Source organism: Micromonospora sp. DT15 (genome assembly GCF_049841475.1).
GTDB lineage: Bacteria > Actinomycetota > Actinomycetes > Mycobacteriales > Micromonosporaceae > Micromonospora.
In genome coordinates, this window is the sequence record NZ_JBNCKJ010000007.1 from 365,281 (window position 1) to 380,528 (window position 15,248).

At 70.3% G+C, this 15,248-nt stretch carries 17 protein-coding genes; 10 read left to right on the top strand and 7 right to left on the bottom strand.

Annotated features, from left to right (window positions below; genetic code table 11):
• Positions 1-47: 47 nt before the first annotated feature.
• Positions 48-548, top strand: a complete 501-nt coding sequence (locus ACLQ3F_RS18255; RefSeq protein ID WP_357262688.1) for a SigE family RNA polymerase sigma factor — start codon at positions 48-50, stop codon at positions 546-548.
• Positions 541-1,410, top strand: coding sequence for a hypothetical protein (locus ACLQ3F_RS18260; protein WP_425850268.1), 870 nt, complete (start codon positions 541-543; stop codon positions 1,408-1,410). Before ACLQ3F_RS18255 ends, ACLQ3F_RS18260 begins: the two co-directional genes overlap by 8 nt.
• A gap of 97 nt (positions 1,411-1,507) precedes the next feature.
• Here the strand turns inward: ACLQ3F_RS18260 and ACLQ3F_RS18265 are convergent, their stop codons facing one another.
• Positions 1,508-3,091, bottom strand: a complete 1,584-nt coding sequence (locus ACLQ3F_RS18265; protein ID WP_357198002.1) for an acyl-CoA carboxylase subunit beta — start codon at positions 3,089-3,091, stop codon at positions 1,508-1,510.
• Between the two features lie 84 nt (positions 3,092-3,175).
• Between ACLQ3F_RS18265 and ACLQ3F_RS18270 the strand changes: the two genes are divergently transcribed.
• Together ACLQ3F_RS18270 and ACLQ3F_RS18275 are read left to right on the top strand one after the other, a co-directional pair.
• Positions 3,176-4,051 (top strand): biotin--[acetyl-CoA-carboxylase] ligase, encoded by an 876-nt coding sequence (locus ACLQ3F_RS18270; RefSeq protein ID WP_425850270.1) that lies wholly within the window; start codon positions 3,176-3,178, stop codon positions 4,049-4,051.
• Between the two features lie 108 nt (positions 4,052-4,159).
• Entirely contained in the window at positions 4,160-4,732 is a 573-nt protein-coding gene (locus ACLQ3F_RS18275) for a PH domain-containing protein (RefSeq protein ID WP_357198008.1), read from the top strand.
• A gap of 46 nt (positions 4,733-4,778) precedes the next feature.
• Here ACLQ3F_RS18275 and ACLQ3F_RS18280 read toward each other — a convergent pair whose 3' ends face one another.
• The 3 genes from ACLQ3F_RS18280 to ACLQ3F_RS18290 all read right to left on the bottom strand — a co-directional run bounded on the left by ACLQ3F_RS18280 (position 4,779) and on the right by ACLQ3F_RS18290 (position 6,733).
• Positions 4,779-5,429 (bottom strand): MaoC/PaaZ C-terminal domain-containing protein, encoded by a 651-nt coding sequence (locus ACLQ3F_RS18280; RefSeq protein WP_425850273.1) that lies wholly within the window; start codon positions 5,427-5,429, stop codon positions 4,779-4,781.
• Positions 5,426-6,133 carry a GtrA family protein gene (locus ACLQ3F_RS18285; RefSeq protein WP_357198041.1) on the bottom strand — a complete coding sequence of 236 codons (708 nt, stop codon included), beginning with the start codon at positions 6,131-6,133 and terminating at the stop codon, positions 5,426-5,428. Before ACLQ3F_RS18285 ends, ACLQ3F_RS18280 begins: the two co-directional genes overlap by 4 nt.
• A 63-nt stretch (positions 6,134-6,196) precedes the next feature.
• Positions 6,197-6,733, bottom strand: coding sequence for a GtrA family protein (locus tag ACLQ3F_RS18290; protein ID WP_425850320.1), 537 nt, complete (start codon positions 6,731-6,733; stop codon positions 6,197-6,199).
• A 439-nt stretch (positions 6,734-7,172) separates the two neighbouring features.
• Between ACLQ3F_RS18290 and ACLQ3F_RS18295 the strand changes: the two genes are divergently transcribed.
• The 4 genes from ACLQ3F_RS18295 to ACLQ3F_RS18310 all read left to right on the top strand — a co-directional run bounded on the left by ACLQ3F_RS18295 (position 7,173) and on the right by ACLQ3F_RS18310 (position 12,237).
• Positions 7,173-9,017, top strand: a complete 1,845-nt coding sequence (locus tag ACLQ3F_RS18295; RefSeq protein ID WP_357198016.1) for a phosphoenolpyruvate carboxykinase (GTP) — start codon at positions 7,173-7,175, stop codon at positions 9,015-9,017.
• 37 nt (positions 9,018-9,054) lie between these two features.
• The gene (locus tag ACLQ3F_RS18300) at positions 9,055-9,924 is read left to right on the top strand and encodes a hypothetical protein (RefSeq protein WP_357198019.1); all 870 of its coding nucleotides are present in this window, start codon (positions 9,055-9,057) and stop codon (positions 9,922-9,924) included.
• A 368-nt stretch (positions 9,925-10,292) separates the two neighbouring features.
• Positions 10,293-11,435 carry a geranylgeranyl reductase family protein gene (locus ACLQ3F_RS18305; RefSeq protein WP_357198022.1) on the top strand — a complete coding sequence of 381 codons (1,143 nt, stop codon included), beginning with the start codon at positions 10,293-10,295 and terminating at the stop codon, positions 11,433-11,435.
• Positions 11,436-11,466: 31 nt separating this feature from the next.
• Complete coding sequence (locus tag ACLQ3F_RS18310; RefSeq protein ID WP_091394347.1) at positions 11,467-12,237, top strand: isoprenyl transferase; 771 nt, start codon at positions 11,467-11,469, stop codon at positions 12,235-12,237.
• A 42-nt stretch (positions 12,238-12,279) separates the two neighbouring features.
• Here ACLQ3F_RS18310 and otsB read toward each other — a convergent pair whose 3' ends face one another.
• From otsB to ACLQ3F_RS18325, 3 genes are all read right to left on the bottom strand, one after another.
• A complete protein-coding gene (otsB, locus tag ACLQ3F_RS18315) occupies positions 12,280-13,104 on the bottom strand; it encodes a trehalose-phosphatase (protein ID WP_357198025.1) in 825 nt (274 codons plus the stop codon).
• Between the two features lie 67 nt (positions 13,105-13,171).
• The gene (locus ACLQ3F_RS18320; RefSeq protein WP_210784414.1) at positions 13,172-13,525 is read right to left on the bottom strand and encodes a hypothetical protein; all 354 of its coding nucleotides are present in this window, start codon (positions 13,523-13,525) and stop codon (positions 13,172-13,174) included.
• 162 nt (positions 13,526-13,687) lie between these two features.
• Positions 13,688-14,131, bottom strand: coding sequence for an XRE family transcriptional regulator (locus tag ACLQ3F_RS18325; RefSeq protein WP_425850277.1), 444 nt, complete (start codon positions 14,129-14,131; stop codon positions 13,688-13,690).
• A 264-nt stretch (positions 14,132-14,395) separates the two neighbouring features.
• Between ACLQ3F_RS18325 and ACLQ3F_RS18330 the strand changes: the two genes are divergently transcribed.
• Together ACLQ3F_RS18330 and ACLQ3F_RS18335 are read left to right on the top strand one after the other, a co-directional pair.
• Positions 14,396-14,740 (top strand): hypothetical protein, encoded by a 345-nt coding sequence (locus ACLQ3F_RS18330; protein WP_110562608.1) that lies wholly within the window; start codon positions 14,396-14,398, stop codon positions 14,738-14,740.
• Between the two features lie 31 nt (positions 14,741-14,771).
• Complete coding sequence (locus ACLQ3F_RS18335) at positions 14,772-15,107, top strand: hypothetical protein (RefSeq protein ID WP_357198029.1); 336 nt, start codon at positions 14,772-14,774, stop codon at positions 15,105-15,107.
• Positions 15,108-15,248 lie beyond the last annotated feature (141 nt).

Below are 15,248 nucleotides of genomic sequence, written 5' to 3' on the forward strand. Positions count from 1 at the left end.
GCCCTTGCCGGTGCGTGTTCCCAGCGACCGACACGGGGAGGTAGCGGGTGCCGGACGTCGACGGGTTCGACGAGTTCTACCGGGGGAGTCGGCAACGACTCCTCGGGTTCGTCTACGCCCTCACCGGTGATCGGGGTGAGGCCCAGGACGCCGTGCAGGAGGCGTACGTCCGGGCGTGGCAGCGCTGGTCGACGATCAGCGGGTACGACGACCCGGAGGCGTGGGTACGGGTGGTGGCCAGCCGGATCGCGGTCAGCCGGTGGCGCAGTCTGCGTAGCCGGGCCCGCGCCTACCTGCGACACGGGGCCACCGAGACCGTTCCCGGGCCGGGCACCGACACCGTCGCGGTGGTCGCCGCCCTGCGTCGACTGCCCGAGGAGCAGCGCACCGCCATCGCCCTGTACTACCTGATGGGTATGCCTGTCGCCGAGGTGGCGCGGGAGACCGCCGCCCCGGTGGGCACGGTCAAGGCCCGACTCTCCCGGGGGCGTACCGCGCTCGCCGGTCTGCTCGCCGTCTCTGACCTGGAGGAGGCCACCGATGCGTGACGACGACCTGGCATTCGTCGAACGGGTTCACCGGGACCTGCGTGACGTCAGGTGGCCGGAGCCGCAGGAGATCCGGTCCCGTGCCCGTCGCCGTAGTCGTCGTACTGTCGCGCTGGCGACGGTCGCGGTGCTCGCGGCCGTGACTGGCCCGGCGTACGCCCTGACGGAACGGGCGTCGGCTCCGCCCGATGTCGCCCTGCCTGCGTCCACGCAGGGCCCGGTCCGGATGGACATCCCCCTCGACTCCCTGCTGGCTGTCACCGAGGTGCCGGTGATGAAAGACGCCGTGCAGTTGGGCGACGCCGGCCTCGGTGAGGTCGTCCGGTTGGATCCGACGTTGCAGAGGTGCGGCGACGACCGCGGCGTGCCGACGGTTCCCGCGTACTCCCGTTACTCGCGGTCGCAGACCCTGTTGTCGCCGACGAGGGACGGCAGGGCGCCGGTACGGGCCGAACTGAGCCAGGACGTCTACCGGCTCGATCCGCTGGTGAGTGCGCGACTCTTCACTCACCTGAGGGCGCTGCTCGACGCCTGCCCCGAGTGGCATGTCGTCGAGAACGTCGTCGCCGCGGGCGAGACGACGCCGAACGAGAGCAAGCACGCCTGGGAGACGGCGGCGAGCAACTTCGCCGGTGACGAGTCGGTACTGGTGCGGCACGTGCCGTTCGCCCCCCGTGGCCCGGCCGCCGGAAGGACGCTCCAGCGCTCCACGCCGGTCGGGATGACAGTAGTGGTCCGGGTCGGCGATCTGGTCACGGTGCTGGTGCCCGACCCTGGCCTGGGCCTGGGCGACGCGGATCTTGAGGCGCTGGGCCGTACGGCCGCCCAACGACTGTGCCCCGCTGCCAACCCGGCGTGCTGACCCTTCCACGATCCGCGCAACTTCACGGATGTCGCTGCCTCCCGATCCCCGGAAGCAGCACCATCCCCGAAGTTGTGCGGATCACGTGAGCAGGGCTCTACAGCGGGATGTTGCCGTGCTTCTTGGGCGGCAGGGTCTCCCGCTTGGTCCGCAGGACGCGCAGCGCCCGGACGATCTGGGTGCGTGTCTCGTGCGGAGCGATCACCGAATCGATGTATCCACGCTCGGCGGCCACGTACGGGTTGGCCAGGGTGTCCTCGTACTCGGCGATCTTCTCGGCCCGGACGGCCGCCGGGTCCTCGGCGCCGGCCAGCTCGGAGCGGTAGAGGATGTTCACAGCGCCCTGCGCGCCCATCACCGCGATCTGCGCGGTCGGCCAGGCGAAGTTCAGGTCCGCGCCGAGGTGCTTGGAGCCCATCACGTCGTACGCCCCGCCGTACGCCTTGCGGGTGATCACGGTGACCTTCGGGACGGTCGCCTCGGCGTACGCGTAGATGAGCTTCGCGCCCCGGCGGATGATGCCGTCCCACTCCTGACCGGTGCCGGGCAGGAAGCCGGGCACGTCCACGAAGGTCAGCACCGGAATGTTGAACGCGTCGCAGGTGCGGACGAACCGGGCGGCCTTCTCCGAGGCGGCGATGTCCAGGGTGCCGGCGAAGTGCATCGGCTGGTTGGCCACCACACCGACCGGCCGTCCCTCGACCCGGCCGTAGCCGACCACGATGTTCTGCGCGTAGAGGGGCTGGACCTCCAGGAACTCCCCGTCGTCGAGGACGTGCTCGATCACCGTGTGGATGTCGTACGGCTGGTTGGCCGAGTCCGGGATGAGGGTGTCCAGCTCCCGGTCCTCGTCATTGACCTCAAGCGAAGCGGGGGCGTCGACCACGACCGGCTCGTCGAGGTTGTTCGACGGCAGGTACGACAGCAGCGCCTTGACGTAGTCGACGGCGTCCTCCTCGTCACTGGCGAGGTAGTGCGCGTTGCCGCTGCGGGTGTTGTGCGTACGCGCGCCGCCCAGCTCCTCCATGCCGACGTCCTCGCCCGTCACCGTCTTGATCACGTCGGGGCCGGTGATGAACATGTGCGAGGTCTGGTCGACCATCACGGTGAAGTCGGTGACCGCCGGGGAGTAGACAGCGCCGCCGGCACAGGGCCCCATCACCAGTGAGATCTGCGGGATGACGCCGGAAGCCCGCACGTTGCGGAAGAAGATCTCGCCGTAGAGGCCGAGCGAGACGACGCCCTCCTGGATTCGCGCGCCGCCGGAGTCGTTGATGCCGACCACCGGGCAGCCGATCTTCATGGCCAGGTCCATCACCTTGACGATCTTCTCGCCGAAGACCTCACCGAGCGAGCCACCGAAGACAGTGAAGTCCTGCGCGAAGACGCACACCTGCCGGCCGTCCACCGTGCCGTAGCCGGTGACCACACCGTCGCCGTACGGGCGGTTCCGCTCCAGCCCGAAGGCAGTGGACCGGTGCCGGGCCAGCCCGTCGAGCTCGACGAAGGAGCCCTCGTCGAGCAGCATCTCGATCCGCTCGCGGGCGGTCTTCTTGCCGCGCGCGTGCTGCTTCTCCACGGCGCGGGCCGACCCGGCGTGCACCGCCTCGTCGACCCGGCGCTCCAGGTCCGCCAGCTTGCCCGCGGTGCTGTGCATGTTGGTCCCGGTCTCGGTAGTCACCCAGGGAATATAACGATGGTTCAGGTGGGTGCCGCTGTGCAGTACGCCTCAGTGTCGACCGGAGCACCGCCGTAGGCTGGCGGAATGCCGGGCTCCCCGTACACCGATCTGGACCGGCCGCCGCTCTCGGCGGCCCGGCTGCGCCGCGCGTTGACAGCGCCGAACGGGCCGTGGGCCCGGCTGGAGCTGCGTGCCGAGACCGGCTCCACGAACGCCGACGTGGCCGAGGCCGCGCGGGCCGACGAGCCCGAGGGCCTGGTCGTGGTCGCCGAGCGGCAGACCGCGGGGCGCGGCCGGCGCGGGCGGGTCTGGCAGTCGCCGGCGCGGGCCGGCATCGCGACCAGCGTCCTGCTGCGGCCCGGCGAGGCCGTGCCGGACCGCGGCTGGCTGCCGGCGACACCCACCGGGTACGGGTGGCTGCCGTTGCTGGCCGGCGTGGCGTTGGTGGAGGCGGTGGCCCGGCTCGCCGAGCTGGAAGCCACCCTCAAGTGGCCGAACGACCTGCTGATCGACGACGCGAAGTGCGCGGGCGTGCTGGCCGAGGCGGTGCCTGGACGGGCGCCGGACCAACCGCCGGCGATCGTGCTGGGCATCGGGCTCAACGTGACGTTGCGCGCCGACGAGTTGCCGGTGAATCCGACCGGGCTGCCGGCCACCTCGCTCCAGTTGGCCGGCGCGGTGGCCACCGATCGGGATCCGCTGCTGCGGGCGCTGCTGCGGGCGGTGGCCGACTGGTACGACCGTTGGCGTTCGGCGGCCGGCGACGCGGTGGCCAGCGGCCTGCGCGACGCCTACCTGGCGGCCTGCGCGACGATCGGGCGCGAGGTACGCGTCCTGCTCCCCGACGGCGACTCCCTGACCGGCACCGCCACCGGGGTGGACCCGGACGGCCAACTGATGGTCACCACGTCGACCGGCGCCCGAACCCTGGCCGCCGGCGACGTCCTGCACCTCCGCTGAGGACGGGCAAGATCACGTAGGGCCCGAGTGGGCCCGCGCGGCGGATGTTGTGGTGGGGCCTGGGGGGTTTACCGTCTGCGCGTCCAGAAAATCGCGTTGGAGGTTCCCGTGGCGTTTCCCGAAGACGTGCTCACCGAGGACGAGCACGTCGTGCTGCACCTGCACCCGCACTGGAAGGCGTTGATCCGGCCGATCGCGGTGCTGGTGCTGGCCATCGCCGCGGTGGTGGTCGGCGTGCTCCTGTTGCCCGAGAGTGGCGGCGGTTCGGTCGCGCTGGCCGTGATCGGGGCGATCGCCCTGGTCGCGGTGCTCTGGCTCGGCCTGTGGCCGTTCCTGGTCTGGCGCACCACCCACTACCTGTTCACGAACGAGCGAGTCCTGCTTCAGCAGGGTGTGCTCTCCCGGGACCGGCGGGACCTTCCGCTCGCCCGGGTCAACGACCACTCGATGAACCAGCGTTTCGTCGAGCGTCTGCTCGGCTGCGGGACGCTCACCATCGAGTCGGCTGGTGAGCGCGGCCAGTCGGTGCTCGCCGACGTACCGGACGTCGGGAAGGTGCAGACCACCCTGTACGAGCTGGTCGAGGCACAGCACGACAAGCACTCGCTGGGCGATGGCGAGATGCGCGACATGCTCGCCGACATGCAGGACGGCAAGCCGCTGCGCGACACCACTACCTGATCCGGGCCGGTGGGAGACCCGCCCCTGGCACACCGTCGGGGGCGGGTCAGTCGGGTGGGCCGCTGCTCTTCGTCGGGTCGGTCGGGGACGAGCCGACGGTGGACGGGTCTGCCGCGGTCGGGCCGCTGTCGGGCTGGTCAGCTCCGGGCCGGTCAGCGTCGGTCGGAGTGGCTTCGGTGGCTTCGGCGGGGTCGGCCTCGACCGGTCGCATGCCGAACCAGCCACGGAAGCGCGTCCGCAGGACCTCCTGCTCGGGCCGGTCGTCCGGGCCGAGGCGCAGCATGGCGCCGGTGAGGCTGACGGTGCCGAGCCCGGGGCGGGCAGTCGACGGCCGGGCGCCCATCACGTCGACCCGGACCGCGAGCCGGTCGCCGGCCCGCACCGGGGCGAGCCAACGCAGCTCCTCCAGGCCGGGGGAGGCGTCCGCGGCGGCCCGGGACAGCAGGTGGTCGACGTACGCGCGCATGAACAGGCTGACTGTGTAGAAGCCGCTGGCGATCAGACCACCGTGTCGGCTCGCCGCAGCCAGGTCGGGGTCGACGTGGTACCACTGCGGGTCGAAGCGGCGGGCGAAGGCAACCATTTCGTCGCCGTCCACGGTGACCACGCCAAGATCGACGGTGAGTCCCGGGACGAGATCCTCGAAGAACAGCTCGGCGGGTCGCCCCGTGCCGGAGCGGGCGTCGGGTGTCGTCACCGGCGGGGCGCGCGACGGGTGCCGACGTGCAGCTCCGCGGCGAGTTCCGCGTCCAGGTCGACGGCGGGGCTGACGCTCAGCTGCGGGAGCCGCCCCTGAGTCGGTGCGCCGGCTGGCGGGTCGTTGCGTTGCGCTGACTCCGCCTCCTCCAGCTCGGACACCGATTCCGCCAACTCGGCGACCGGGTCCATCTCCGCCATGGTGTCCCACTCGTCGCGCGGAATGCTGTGCCAGGTGGAGTCGGGCTTCGCGGGCTCGTCCTCGGCCGGCGCGACGGGTTGGAAGACGAACGTGCGGTATGACCAGAACCGGAACAGCGTGGCCAGCAGGACGCCGACGGTCTTGGCCAGATTCAGTGCCAGCAGGCCGTGTACGCCGAGACCGTACTTCGCCGCCGCCACAGCCCCCAGCTCAATGAGCAGGCCAGCGCCGTTGAATAGGAAGAAAAGCAGATATTCCCGGCGAAGCGCCGATTTCGGGCGATCACGGTACGTCCAGTGCCGATTCATGAGGTACGACGTGATGGTGGCGACGATCGTCGCGATCACTGTCGCCTTCAACTGACCATTGACGAAAACGGTCAGTGCAAGGGCATTGAACACCGCGTAATTGATGACGGTGTTGATGCCGCCGACGATGCCGAACTTGAGCGCCTCGTGGATGAACTTCTGCCAGCGCTCAGGCAGCAGGCGGACAAGACGCATGCGAAACACCTTAGGGCAGTCGGTGCGGCCGGCGATCACCGGCCGAACGAGGTGGGCGGCAGGTCACGCCCGGTGGTCACGGTCGGGATCCACCTGCGGAAGGGTCGGGGTTCCCGCTTCGACGAAGACGAACCGCCGGTACGACCAGAATCGAAACAGCGTGGCGAATCCCGTACCGGCGATGTAGCTGGCGAGATTGTCCGCCAGGCGCGTCTGGAACACGTCCGGCCAGATGGCCCCGAGCCCGTAGCGGCTGAGCGCGAGGCAGGCCACAGTGATGCCGAGACCGACCGCGTTGAAGAAGAAGAACAGCGCGTACTCGCGGGCCGCGTTGTTGCGCTGACGGTGCCGCCACGTCCAGAACCGGTTGCCCACGAAGGCAACGGACGCCGCGATCACCGTGGAGATCGTCTTCGCCGTCAACTCTTCGACGCCGTGCCTGCTCGTCAGGTAGTTGAAGAGCGCGAAGTCGACGAGGAACGCGAAACCACCCACGGTGGCGAACTTGCCCATCTCGCGGATGAGGTGACCGAAGCGGTCGAGGAGTAAGCCGACGAGACCCCGTCGGGTCTGCCGGGGACCCGGTTGTTCCCCGGTCATCGTGGCGGCCACGGGGGGAGCCTACCGGCTGCCGGCCAGTCAGAGGGGTAGCAACGGCAAGCGGGCGTGGTCTCCCGGAGGGGCCCAGCGCCGTGTACGTAACCACTGCACAGAGCGTAGCCAATTGGGAGGACTGAGCCGCTGCGGAACGGGAATCACCGCATCGGTCGGCGGGGCAGGTCAACGGCCCGACCGCAACAAGCGTCCGCCGGGGTGCACAACAAGATTTGCGTGAAACTGCGCGGGAAAGCGGGTATCAGCTCGTGATGCCGCAGCGAGGCCGTAGCTTGTGCAGTTCTTCACAACCTGTCCCACTGACTCGGAAGGCTGCCCGGTTTACGCTGAGGCCAATCCCAGGTTTCCACGAAGGCGACGCATCGCGCCGCTGAGTCTCGTGCATCCCATAGATCGGTCAGCGTCGACCACAAGGAGATGTGTCATGGTTGCTCCGGCTGTTGTGCGGGGTATCGATCAGGCCCCGACGTCCCATCCGAAACTGCTCGCCTGGGTCCGTGAGGTCGCGGAACTGACCACCCCCGACCGTGTCGTCTGGGTGGACGGGTCCGACGAGGAGTGGCGCCGCCTCACCGATGAGCTGGTCGAGGCCGGCACCCTGATCCGGCTCAACCCGGAGAAGAAGCCCAACTCGTTCTACGCGCGCACCGACCCGACGGACGTCGCCCGGGTCGAGGAACGCACCTACATCTGTTCCGTCGACGAGGCGGACGCCGGCCCCACCAACAACTGGATGGCGCCGGCCGAGATGAAGCGGACGATGACGGAGTTGTACCGGGGCTCCATGCGCGGTCGCACCATGTACGTCATCCCGTTCGTCATGGGGCCGGTCGAGGCCGAGTCCCCGATGTTCGGTGTCGAGATCACCGACAGCCCGTACGTGGTCGCCTCGATGCGCATCATGACGCGGATGGGCACCCGGGTCCTGGAGGCCATGGGCGACGACGCGGACTTCGTGCACGCGCTGCACTCGATCGGCGCCCCGCTCGCCCCCGGCCAGCAGGATGTCGCCTGGCCGTGCAACGACACCAAGTACATCTCGCACTTCCCGGAGAGCCGGGAGATCTGGTCGTACGGCTCGGGTTACGGCGGCAACTCGCTGCTGGGCAAGAAGTGCTACTCGCTGCGGATCGCCAGCGTGATGGGCCGCGACGAGGGCTGGCTCGCCGAGCACATGCTGATCCTCAAGATCACCTCGCCGGAGGGCAAGACCTACCACATCGCCGGCGCCTTCCCGTCCGCCTGCGGCAAGACCAACCTCGCCATGGTGGAGCCGACGATTCCCGGCTGGAAGGTCGAGACCATCGGCGACGACATCGCCTGGATGCGGTTCGGCCCGGACGGCCGCCTCTACGCCGTCAACCCCGAGTACGGCCTGTTCGGCGTCGCGCCCGGCACCGACTGGAAGACCAACGCCAACGCCATGCGCACGTTGGACCGGGGCAACTCCGTCTTCACCAACGTCGGCCTGACCGATGACGGCGACGTCTGGTGGGAGGGCATGGGCGAGCCGCCGGCACACCTGATCGACTGGAAGGGCAACGACTGGACGCCGGAGAGCGACAGCCTGTCCTCCCACGCGAACAGCCGGTTCTGCACCCCGATCACGCAGTGCCCGATCCTCGCCGACGAGTACTTCGACCCGAACGGCGTGCCGATCGACGCGATCCTCTTCGGTGGACGCCGCAAGGACACCGTGCCGCTGGTGACCGAGGCCCGCGACTGGGTGCACGGCGTCTACATGGGCGCCACGCTCTCCTCGGAGACCACCGCCGCCGCGTCCGGCGCCGTCGGCGTGGTCCGGCGGGACCCGATGGCGATGCTGCCGTTCATCGGCTACCACGCCGGGGACTACTTCCGGCACTGGATCGAGATGGGCAAGGGCACCGACGGCGACGAGGCGAAGCTGCCGAAGATCTACTACGTCAACTGGTTCCGCAAGGACCCGGACGGCTCGTTCCTCTGGCCGGGCTTCGGGGAGAACTCCCGGGTGCTCAAGTGGGTCGTCGAGCGGATCGAGGGCACTGCCGACGCGGTCGAGACGCCGGTCGGCATGGTCCCCGCGCCGGACGCCCTGGACGTCGAGGGCCTGGACATGACCCCGGAGGATGTTCGGATCGCGCTGAAGGTCGACCCGGACGAGTGGCGTAACGAGCTGCCGATGATCACCGAGTGGTTCGAGAAGTTCGGTGACAAGCTGCCCGGCGTGCTCTGGGCCGAGTTGGACGCGCTGCGCGCCCGCCTGGACGCCGCGCAACCGCAGCGGTAGGTGTGAACGAGGCCCTTCGCGGGCAACATCGGATTTCATGAGGACGGCCGCCGAGACACAGGTCCGGCGGCCGTCCGCCGTCCGGGTGCTCACCATCCTGCTGGCGACGACGGCGGCGGCCACCGTCGTGGTCGAGCTGCTCAACTGGTGGTACGCCCCGGAGCAGGGATTCGGGCTCGCCGTACGGACCGGCTGGGCCATGCTGCGCTCGTTCGGCTTCCTGCTGCTGATCGGGCACGTGCGACGGGGTCGTACGGCGGCCCGCCCGTTCGGGCTGATCCTCGCGGTCACCACGATCTTCGCGGTCGGTCGGCTCATCGTGCCCCGGCAGGGGGTGCCGCCGCTGCCCGGCCTGCTCGGCTTCGCCATTCTCACGGCGCTCTGCGTCGCGGTGGTCTGGCTGCTCTACCGCTCGTCGGCGTTGGCAGCGCACCTGGTCCGGCACCGTCCACGCCTCGTCATCGACCGGGACGGCATCTCCTGGCGGGAGACCCCGCCACGCCGACCACAGGCCAGTGCCTGGTTGTTGACCAGCCGGGTGGCTGCCTTCACCTACAGCCCGCTGATGCTGGTGCCGGCACTGGTCGCCGGGGGTTCCATCCTGGATGGTCGCCTGACCGCGGTGCCGGCCGTGCTGTTCTGGTTCGGCGCGGGCATCACGGCCAGCTACGCGGTGCTGTTCTGCACAGCGTTCCTGATGCGGGGCAAGGACTGGGCGCGTGGCCTGCTGGTCGTCGTCACTGTGGCCGTACTCGCCGTGGATCTGCCGCTGTGCTGGTGGCTGCTCGGCGTGGACGGCCTGATCCGCGACGGCGCCCCGCTGCTCGCCGCCGCCGGGCTGGTCCTCTACGGCCTGCGCCGCGCCGCTCGCGCCCCCGACGATGCCGGACCTGAACCCCGACCTTGACCGCGGCGGAGCCCCGCACCGACGCCGCCGGTGCCGACCCGGCGGCCGACCGCGGCCACGACCGCGGCCCAGCACCTGCCATCCCTCGTCGGCTCTGCACCGTCCTTTGCTCTGCACCCGCGGATGCGACAGTCGCGGACGGTAACCGTCGCATCCGCGGGTGCAGAGCAAAGGTGGGGTGGGTGAGATTGGCCGGCCGGGTGCGGGAGCGGTCTTCGCGGGCGACCAGGGGGCAGGATGGCGGGTGGCGTCGGTCACAGTGTCGACGTCGGGGCGAGCTGCGGAAATGTCGCGGCGGTCGGCCGCAGGGCCGACCGGGTCGCCCGGCGGGAGCGGCCGCGACGCGGCGGACTGGGAGGAGGCTCGTGGTGGGCGACGAGTTCGACGTGGTGGTGGTGGGGGCGGGACCGGCCGGGGCGGCAGCCGCGCTGACGGCACGCCGGGCCGGTGCCAGCGTGCTGCTGCTGGACCGGGCCGACTTTCCCCGGGACAAGGCGTGTGGTGACGGGATCGCCGCGCACTCGGTGGACGTGCTCGCCGAGCTGGGGGTGACCGAGGCGGTTGCGGGTTACGCGCCGCTGCCGGCGTTACGCATGGTCTCGCCGGGTGGCGGTGCGGTGGCTCGGGCGCTGCCCCGACCCGCGTACACGGTGCCCCGGGAGGTTTTCGACGCGCGGCTGGTGGCGGCCGCGGTGGCCGCCGGCGCGCAGCTGCGCCGGCACACGGTGCGCCAGGTCGAACCGCGCGCGGACCGGGTGGTGCTCGACGGGCAGGTGTCCGGCCGGGTGGTGATCGGCGCGGACGGCGCCGGCTCGGTGGTACGTCGGGCGCTCGGCCATCCGCAGAACCCCGACCGACACCTCGCGCTGGCCATCCGGGGGTACGCCCCGGCTCTGCCCGGCCCGTCCGAGCAGCTCATCGTCACCTCGAAGGCGCGTTGGCCGGCGTACGCCTGGTCGTTCCCGATCGGCGACGGACGGGCGAACGTCGGGTACGGGGAGGTCCTGCGCGGTGAGCCGTTGAGCCGTGCGTACCTGCTGGATCGGCTGGCCGCGCTGCTGCCCGGCACCGATCTGGCGACCGTGACCGCGTTGCGCGCGCATCACCTGCCGCTCTCCACCCACCGGCCGTCGCCGGGGCGTGGGCGCACCCTGCTGGCCGGGGACGCCCTGTCACTGATCAACCCGTTCACGGGGGAGGGGATCTTCTACGCGTTGCTCTCCGGCGCGCTCGCCGGGTCGGCGGCGGCCCGGTCGCCCGAGGGCGCGGCTGGCCGCTACGCCGACGGGTTGCGTCGCCGCCTCGGCACCCACCTGCGGCACAGTTCGGTGGCGGCCTGGTTGGCCCGGCGACGTCGGGTGGTGGACGCGGCGGTCCGGGCCGCCCATCGGGACGACCGGGTGTTCTACGACGTGGTCGAGCTGGGGCTGGGTGACGGACGCCTCACCGCTCGTACGCTCGCACTGATCGGTGTCGGTCTGGGCGGCGGGGATGGGGCTCCGAGGCAGTGAACTGGCGCAAGGGTCGCTACGCTGCTAGGTGATGACGCTGCGGAACCTTATCTACTCCGTGTACGAGCGCCGGCTCACGGCGAAGCTCGCGGGTAAGCCGGTGCCCCGGCACGTCGGGGTGATGTGCGACGGCAACCGCCGATGGGCGAGGGAGATGGGCTTCGTCGACCCGAACGACGGGCACCGGGTTGGCGCGGCGAAGATCAAGCATGTCCTCGGCTGGTGTGACCAGGCCGGCGTCGGGCACGTGACCCTCTACCTGCTGGCCACCGACAACCTGCGCCGTCCGGCCGCCGAGCTGGACCCCCTCCTCAAGATCATTGAGGACCTGGTGGTGGAGCTCTCCGAGGAGGGCAACCCCTGGCGACTGCGCATCGTCGGAGCGCTCGACCTGCTGCCGGCGCAAACTGCGGCGGCACTCAAGGGCGCCGAGGAGCGCACCCGTGAGCGCACCGGTGGCGCGGAGGTCAACATCGCGGTGGGCTACGGCGGCCGCCGGGAGATCACCGACGCGGTCCGTTCGCTGTTGCTGGAGCACGCCGCCACCGGAGGCACGATCGAGGAGTTGGCCGAGGTGCTGGACGTCGAGCACATCGCCGAGCACCTCTACACCCGCGGCCAGCCCGACCCGGACCTGGTCATCCGCACCAGCGGCGAGCAGCGGCTGTCCGGTTTCATGCTCTGGCAGTCCGCGCACTCGGAGTTCTACTTCTGCGAGCTCAACTGGCCGGATTTCCGGCACATCGACTTTCTGCGGGCCCTGCGCTCGTACGCCACCAGGCAACGCCGCTACGGCGCCTGACCCGGCGGCGACGCCGTCGGCCGCCGCTGGGGTCAGGTCGGTTCAGGACAGGTGTGTCAGCGCCCGGGTGAGGAAGTCACCCAGGGCGGCCGGCGACTCGATGGTCAGGTCGGCGGCGTTGGCCACCTCGTGGCCGGTCTCCGGGTTGGCCACCGCCACGCAGACCCCGAGGAAGTCCGGGTCGGCGGTGGCGCGAGCGCGCAGCGCGGCGAAGGCCTTGATGTCGGAGACGTCGTCGCCGAAGTACCAGGCGCCGGTGGCACCCTTGATCGCCTCGCCGATCACCATGCCCTTGTCCCGGTCGACAGGTGGCTTGAGCTCCAGCACCATCCGCCCGGCCTGTGAGCGCAACCCCAGACGGTCGGCCTGCGCCTGCCCCCACTGCTGCACCGTCGCGCCGAGTTGCGGGGCGGTACGCCAGTGCAGCGCGACCGAGAGCCGCTTGTACTCCACAAGCGTGCCGGGTGGCAGTTCCGCCCGAGCCAGGTCGGCCAGCTCCGACATGGTCGGCACCCAGGGCAGCGCGGCCGGTTCGGTGACTGTCTCGCCGCCGGAATGGCTGTGCTCCAGCCCGTAGAGGCCGTAGAGGTCCACGCCAGCGAGCCCGCCGAGCTGATCCCGAAGGAACTCGACGGGTCGGGCGGAGACGATCGCGACCCGCTGCACGACCGGGGCGAGCGCCTCGATCGCGGCCAACGCCTTGGGCGCCGGGCGTACCGCGGTCGGATCGTCGTCGACGGGCGCGAGCGTGCCGTCGAAGTCGAAGAAGAGCACGGTCCCGGCCGCCCGGCTGGCGGTTACCCGCCAGGCCTGGTCGGCGTTCAACGGGGTCCTCGGCTGCTGATTGCCCAGATTCAACGGCGGCACGCGCGTCAGCGTACCCCGGCGATCCAGGCTCATTCCTGGCCGAGCGGACCCATTGAGCGGTAAGCGATCAGCGTTCGGCGGCTCCTCGTCCGCGCCGGCCGAACGGCACCACCGCGGCCTCCTGGCCGTGGCTCAACAGGTAACCCTCCACAAACCCGGTGTTGCGATCGCCGGTGTGGTTGTCGATCTCGTTGAGCCGTGCCACCAGGAACTCGGTGAGCGCGCTGATTCGGTTGTTCAGACGCTCGTGCAGCTCGGCGACGACGGCCAGGACGACCGCGGTGCCGGCGGTGATGAGCGCAAAGAGGTTGACGAGCAGCGGCAGCTGCCCGCCGTCGACCGCGAGGGTCACCGTGTTGCCGGTCGCCCACAGTGTCACCGACACCGTTGCGACCACGACTGCCAACCACTTCAGGGTCATGGACAGACCCCTCCTTCTGTCCCGCAGGGCTGGGTTCGGCCTTGTCCCGTCCCCCCGCCGATGACGAGCCCAAGCAGTACGAGTAGGGACGCTAGCGTGCCCGTTCCAGCCCCGGAGGCAAACGAATGAACCTGACCAGGCGTTCTTTCGCTATCTGAGGAACTAGCCTGCCTGATTGCCCCTTTTTCGGACATCGACCGGCAACGTTGGGCGGTATGCGAGGTATCTGATGGTTTCCCGGATGTGGAACTTCTCCGCGTCCGACACCTGCGGATCGACCAGACGGCGCAGCAGCGCCTCCACGTCGGGGTCCATCGGAGGGGCGGCCTGGCCGATGCGGGGGCCGGCTGCGGCGCGGTCCCAGCCGAGTGCGGCGAAAGCCGCGGCGGGGTTCAACCCCAGGCCCTCGCAGAAGGCGACCACCCGTTCGGCCTCCGGGTCGCTGGCCCAGTCGCCCCGGACCCAGCGGTTGATGGTCTGCCGGGAGACGCCGGTGCGCCGGGACACCTCGGTGCCGCTCCAGGCTCGGGTCGCCCGCGCCTCGTCCAGGGCCCGCCTGACGAAGGTGGCGAAGGCGATCTTCCGCGCATTGGCCGTCTCGGTCACTCCGTGACGGTACGACCAGCCGGCTACGGGTGCGCGCCCCGGCTCGCCACTGTCACGCGGACGTGACGAAAGGTTCGGATTTCCGGTAAACGAGTCAGTGCCACTGTTGAGGGGTGTCACGCGGGCAGAATAGATGAACGTAGTGACAAACGTAAGCGGACGAAAAGCTGATACTGTCACGCCCATGGGACAATCTACGGTGTGTCACGTGCATGAGACGATTGGTGCTCACATGCGTCACGCCCCCGGTGCCAGGGGGTCGTGGTGACCGAGCTCGCCACCCGCGCCCAGGCCTTCGGGCTGATCGCCGAGGGGGTCGCCGCAGGGCTGACCGCCCCCTGGCGCCTCTATCTGGCCCGAGGCTGCCGCTACCTGTCGTTGAGCGTCGGTGATCGTGCCGAGTGGAACGCCTGGCGTACCCATCTCGGCTGCCCGGAGCTGAGCGTCCGGGTCTACGACGCCGGCGGCGAGATCCGTCGGTCCTCGATGGCCGAAGTCGTGCTGGACGGCTGCCGGATCAGCGTCGAGCTGGTCGAGGAGGTCAGCACCGACGACCTGGACCGGCTGCTTGTCGCCGACCCCACCACGATCGAGCCGGAGGAGCGATGACCTGGCGTCCCGGCTGGGCCGGAGCTGCCCGATGAGCCCGTTTCTCGCGGTGTTCCTCGTCCTGGTGCTCGGTGCCACCAGTTACGCGGCCGGCCGGCTGCATGGGCAGCTCAGCTACCGCATCGGCTACCGCTTCGGTTACCGGCAGGGCTACTTCGACGGTGACCGGGGCGCCTGGAACCGGCGTCGTCGGGACGCCCAGGCGGCGATCGCCTCGGCCCTGTCGGTCTCGCCGGCGGGCGTGGTCCGCACCGCCGGTGCTGTCGAACGCCCCGGCACCACGTACACCGGCTCGTCGTTCAGCGCGCCGGCCGCCCCGATCACCGGGCGGCACCCGACCGGCACGCTCGTCCGACGTACCGGTTGAGGTCGGTCGGCGGGCCTGCCCCGCCGACCGGCGCCACGAGCGCGGTGCGTCGTCCGCGGCGGACACGCACCGTCGGGGTCACGTCAGACCGGTGACGGTGGCCCCACCGGCCGGGATGCGCGCAGGGGGCATGCATCCCGG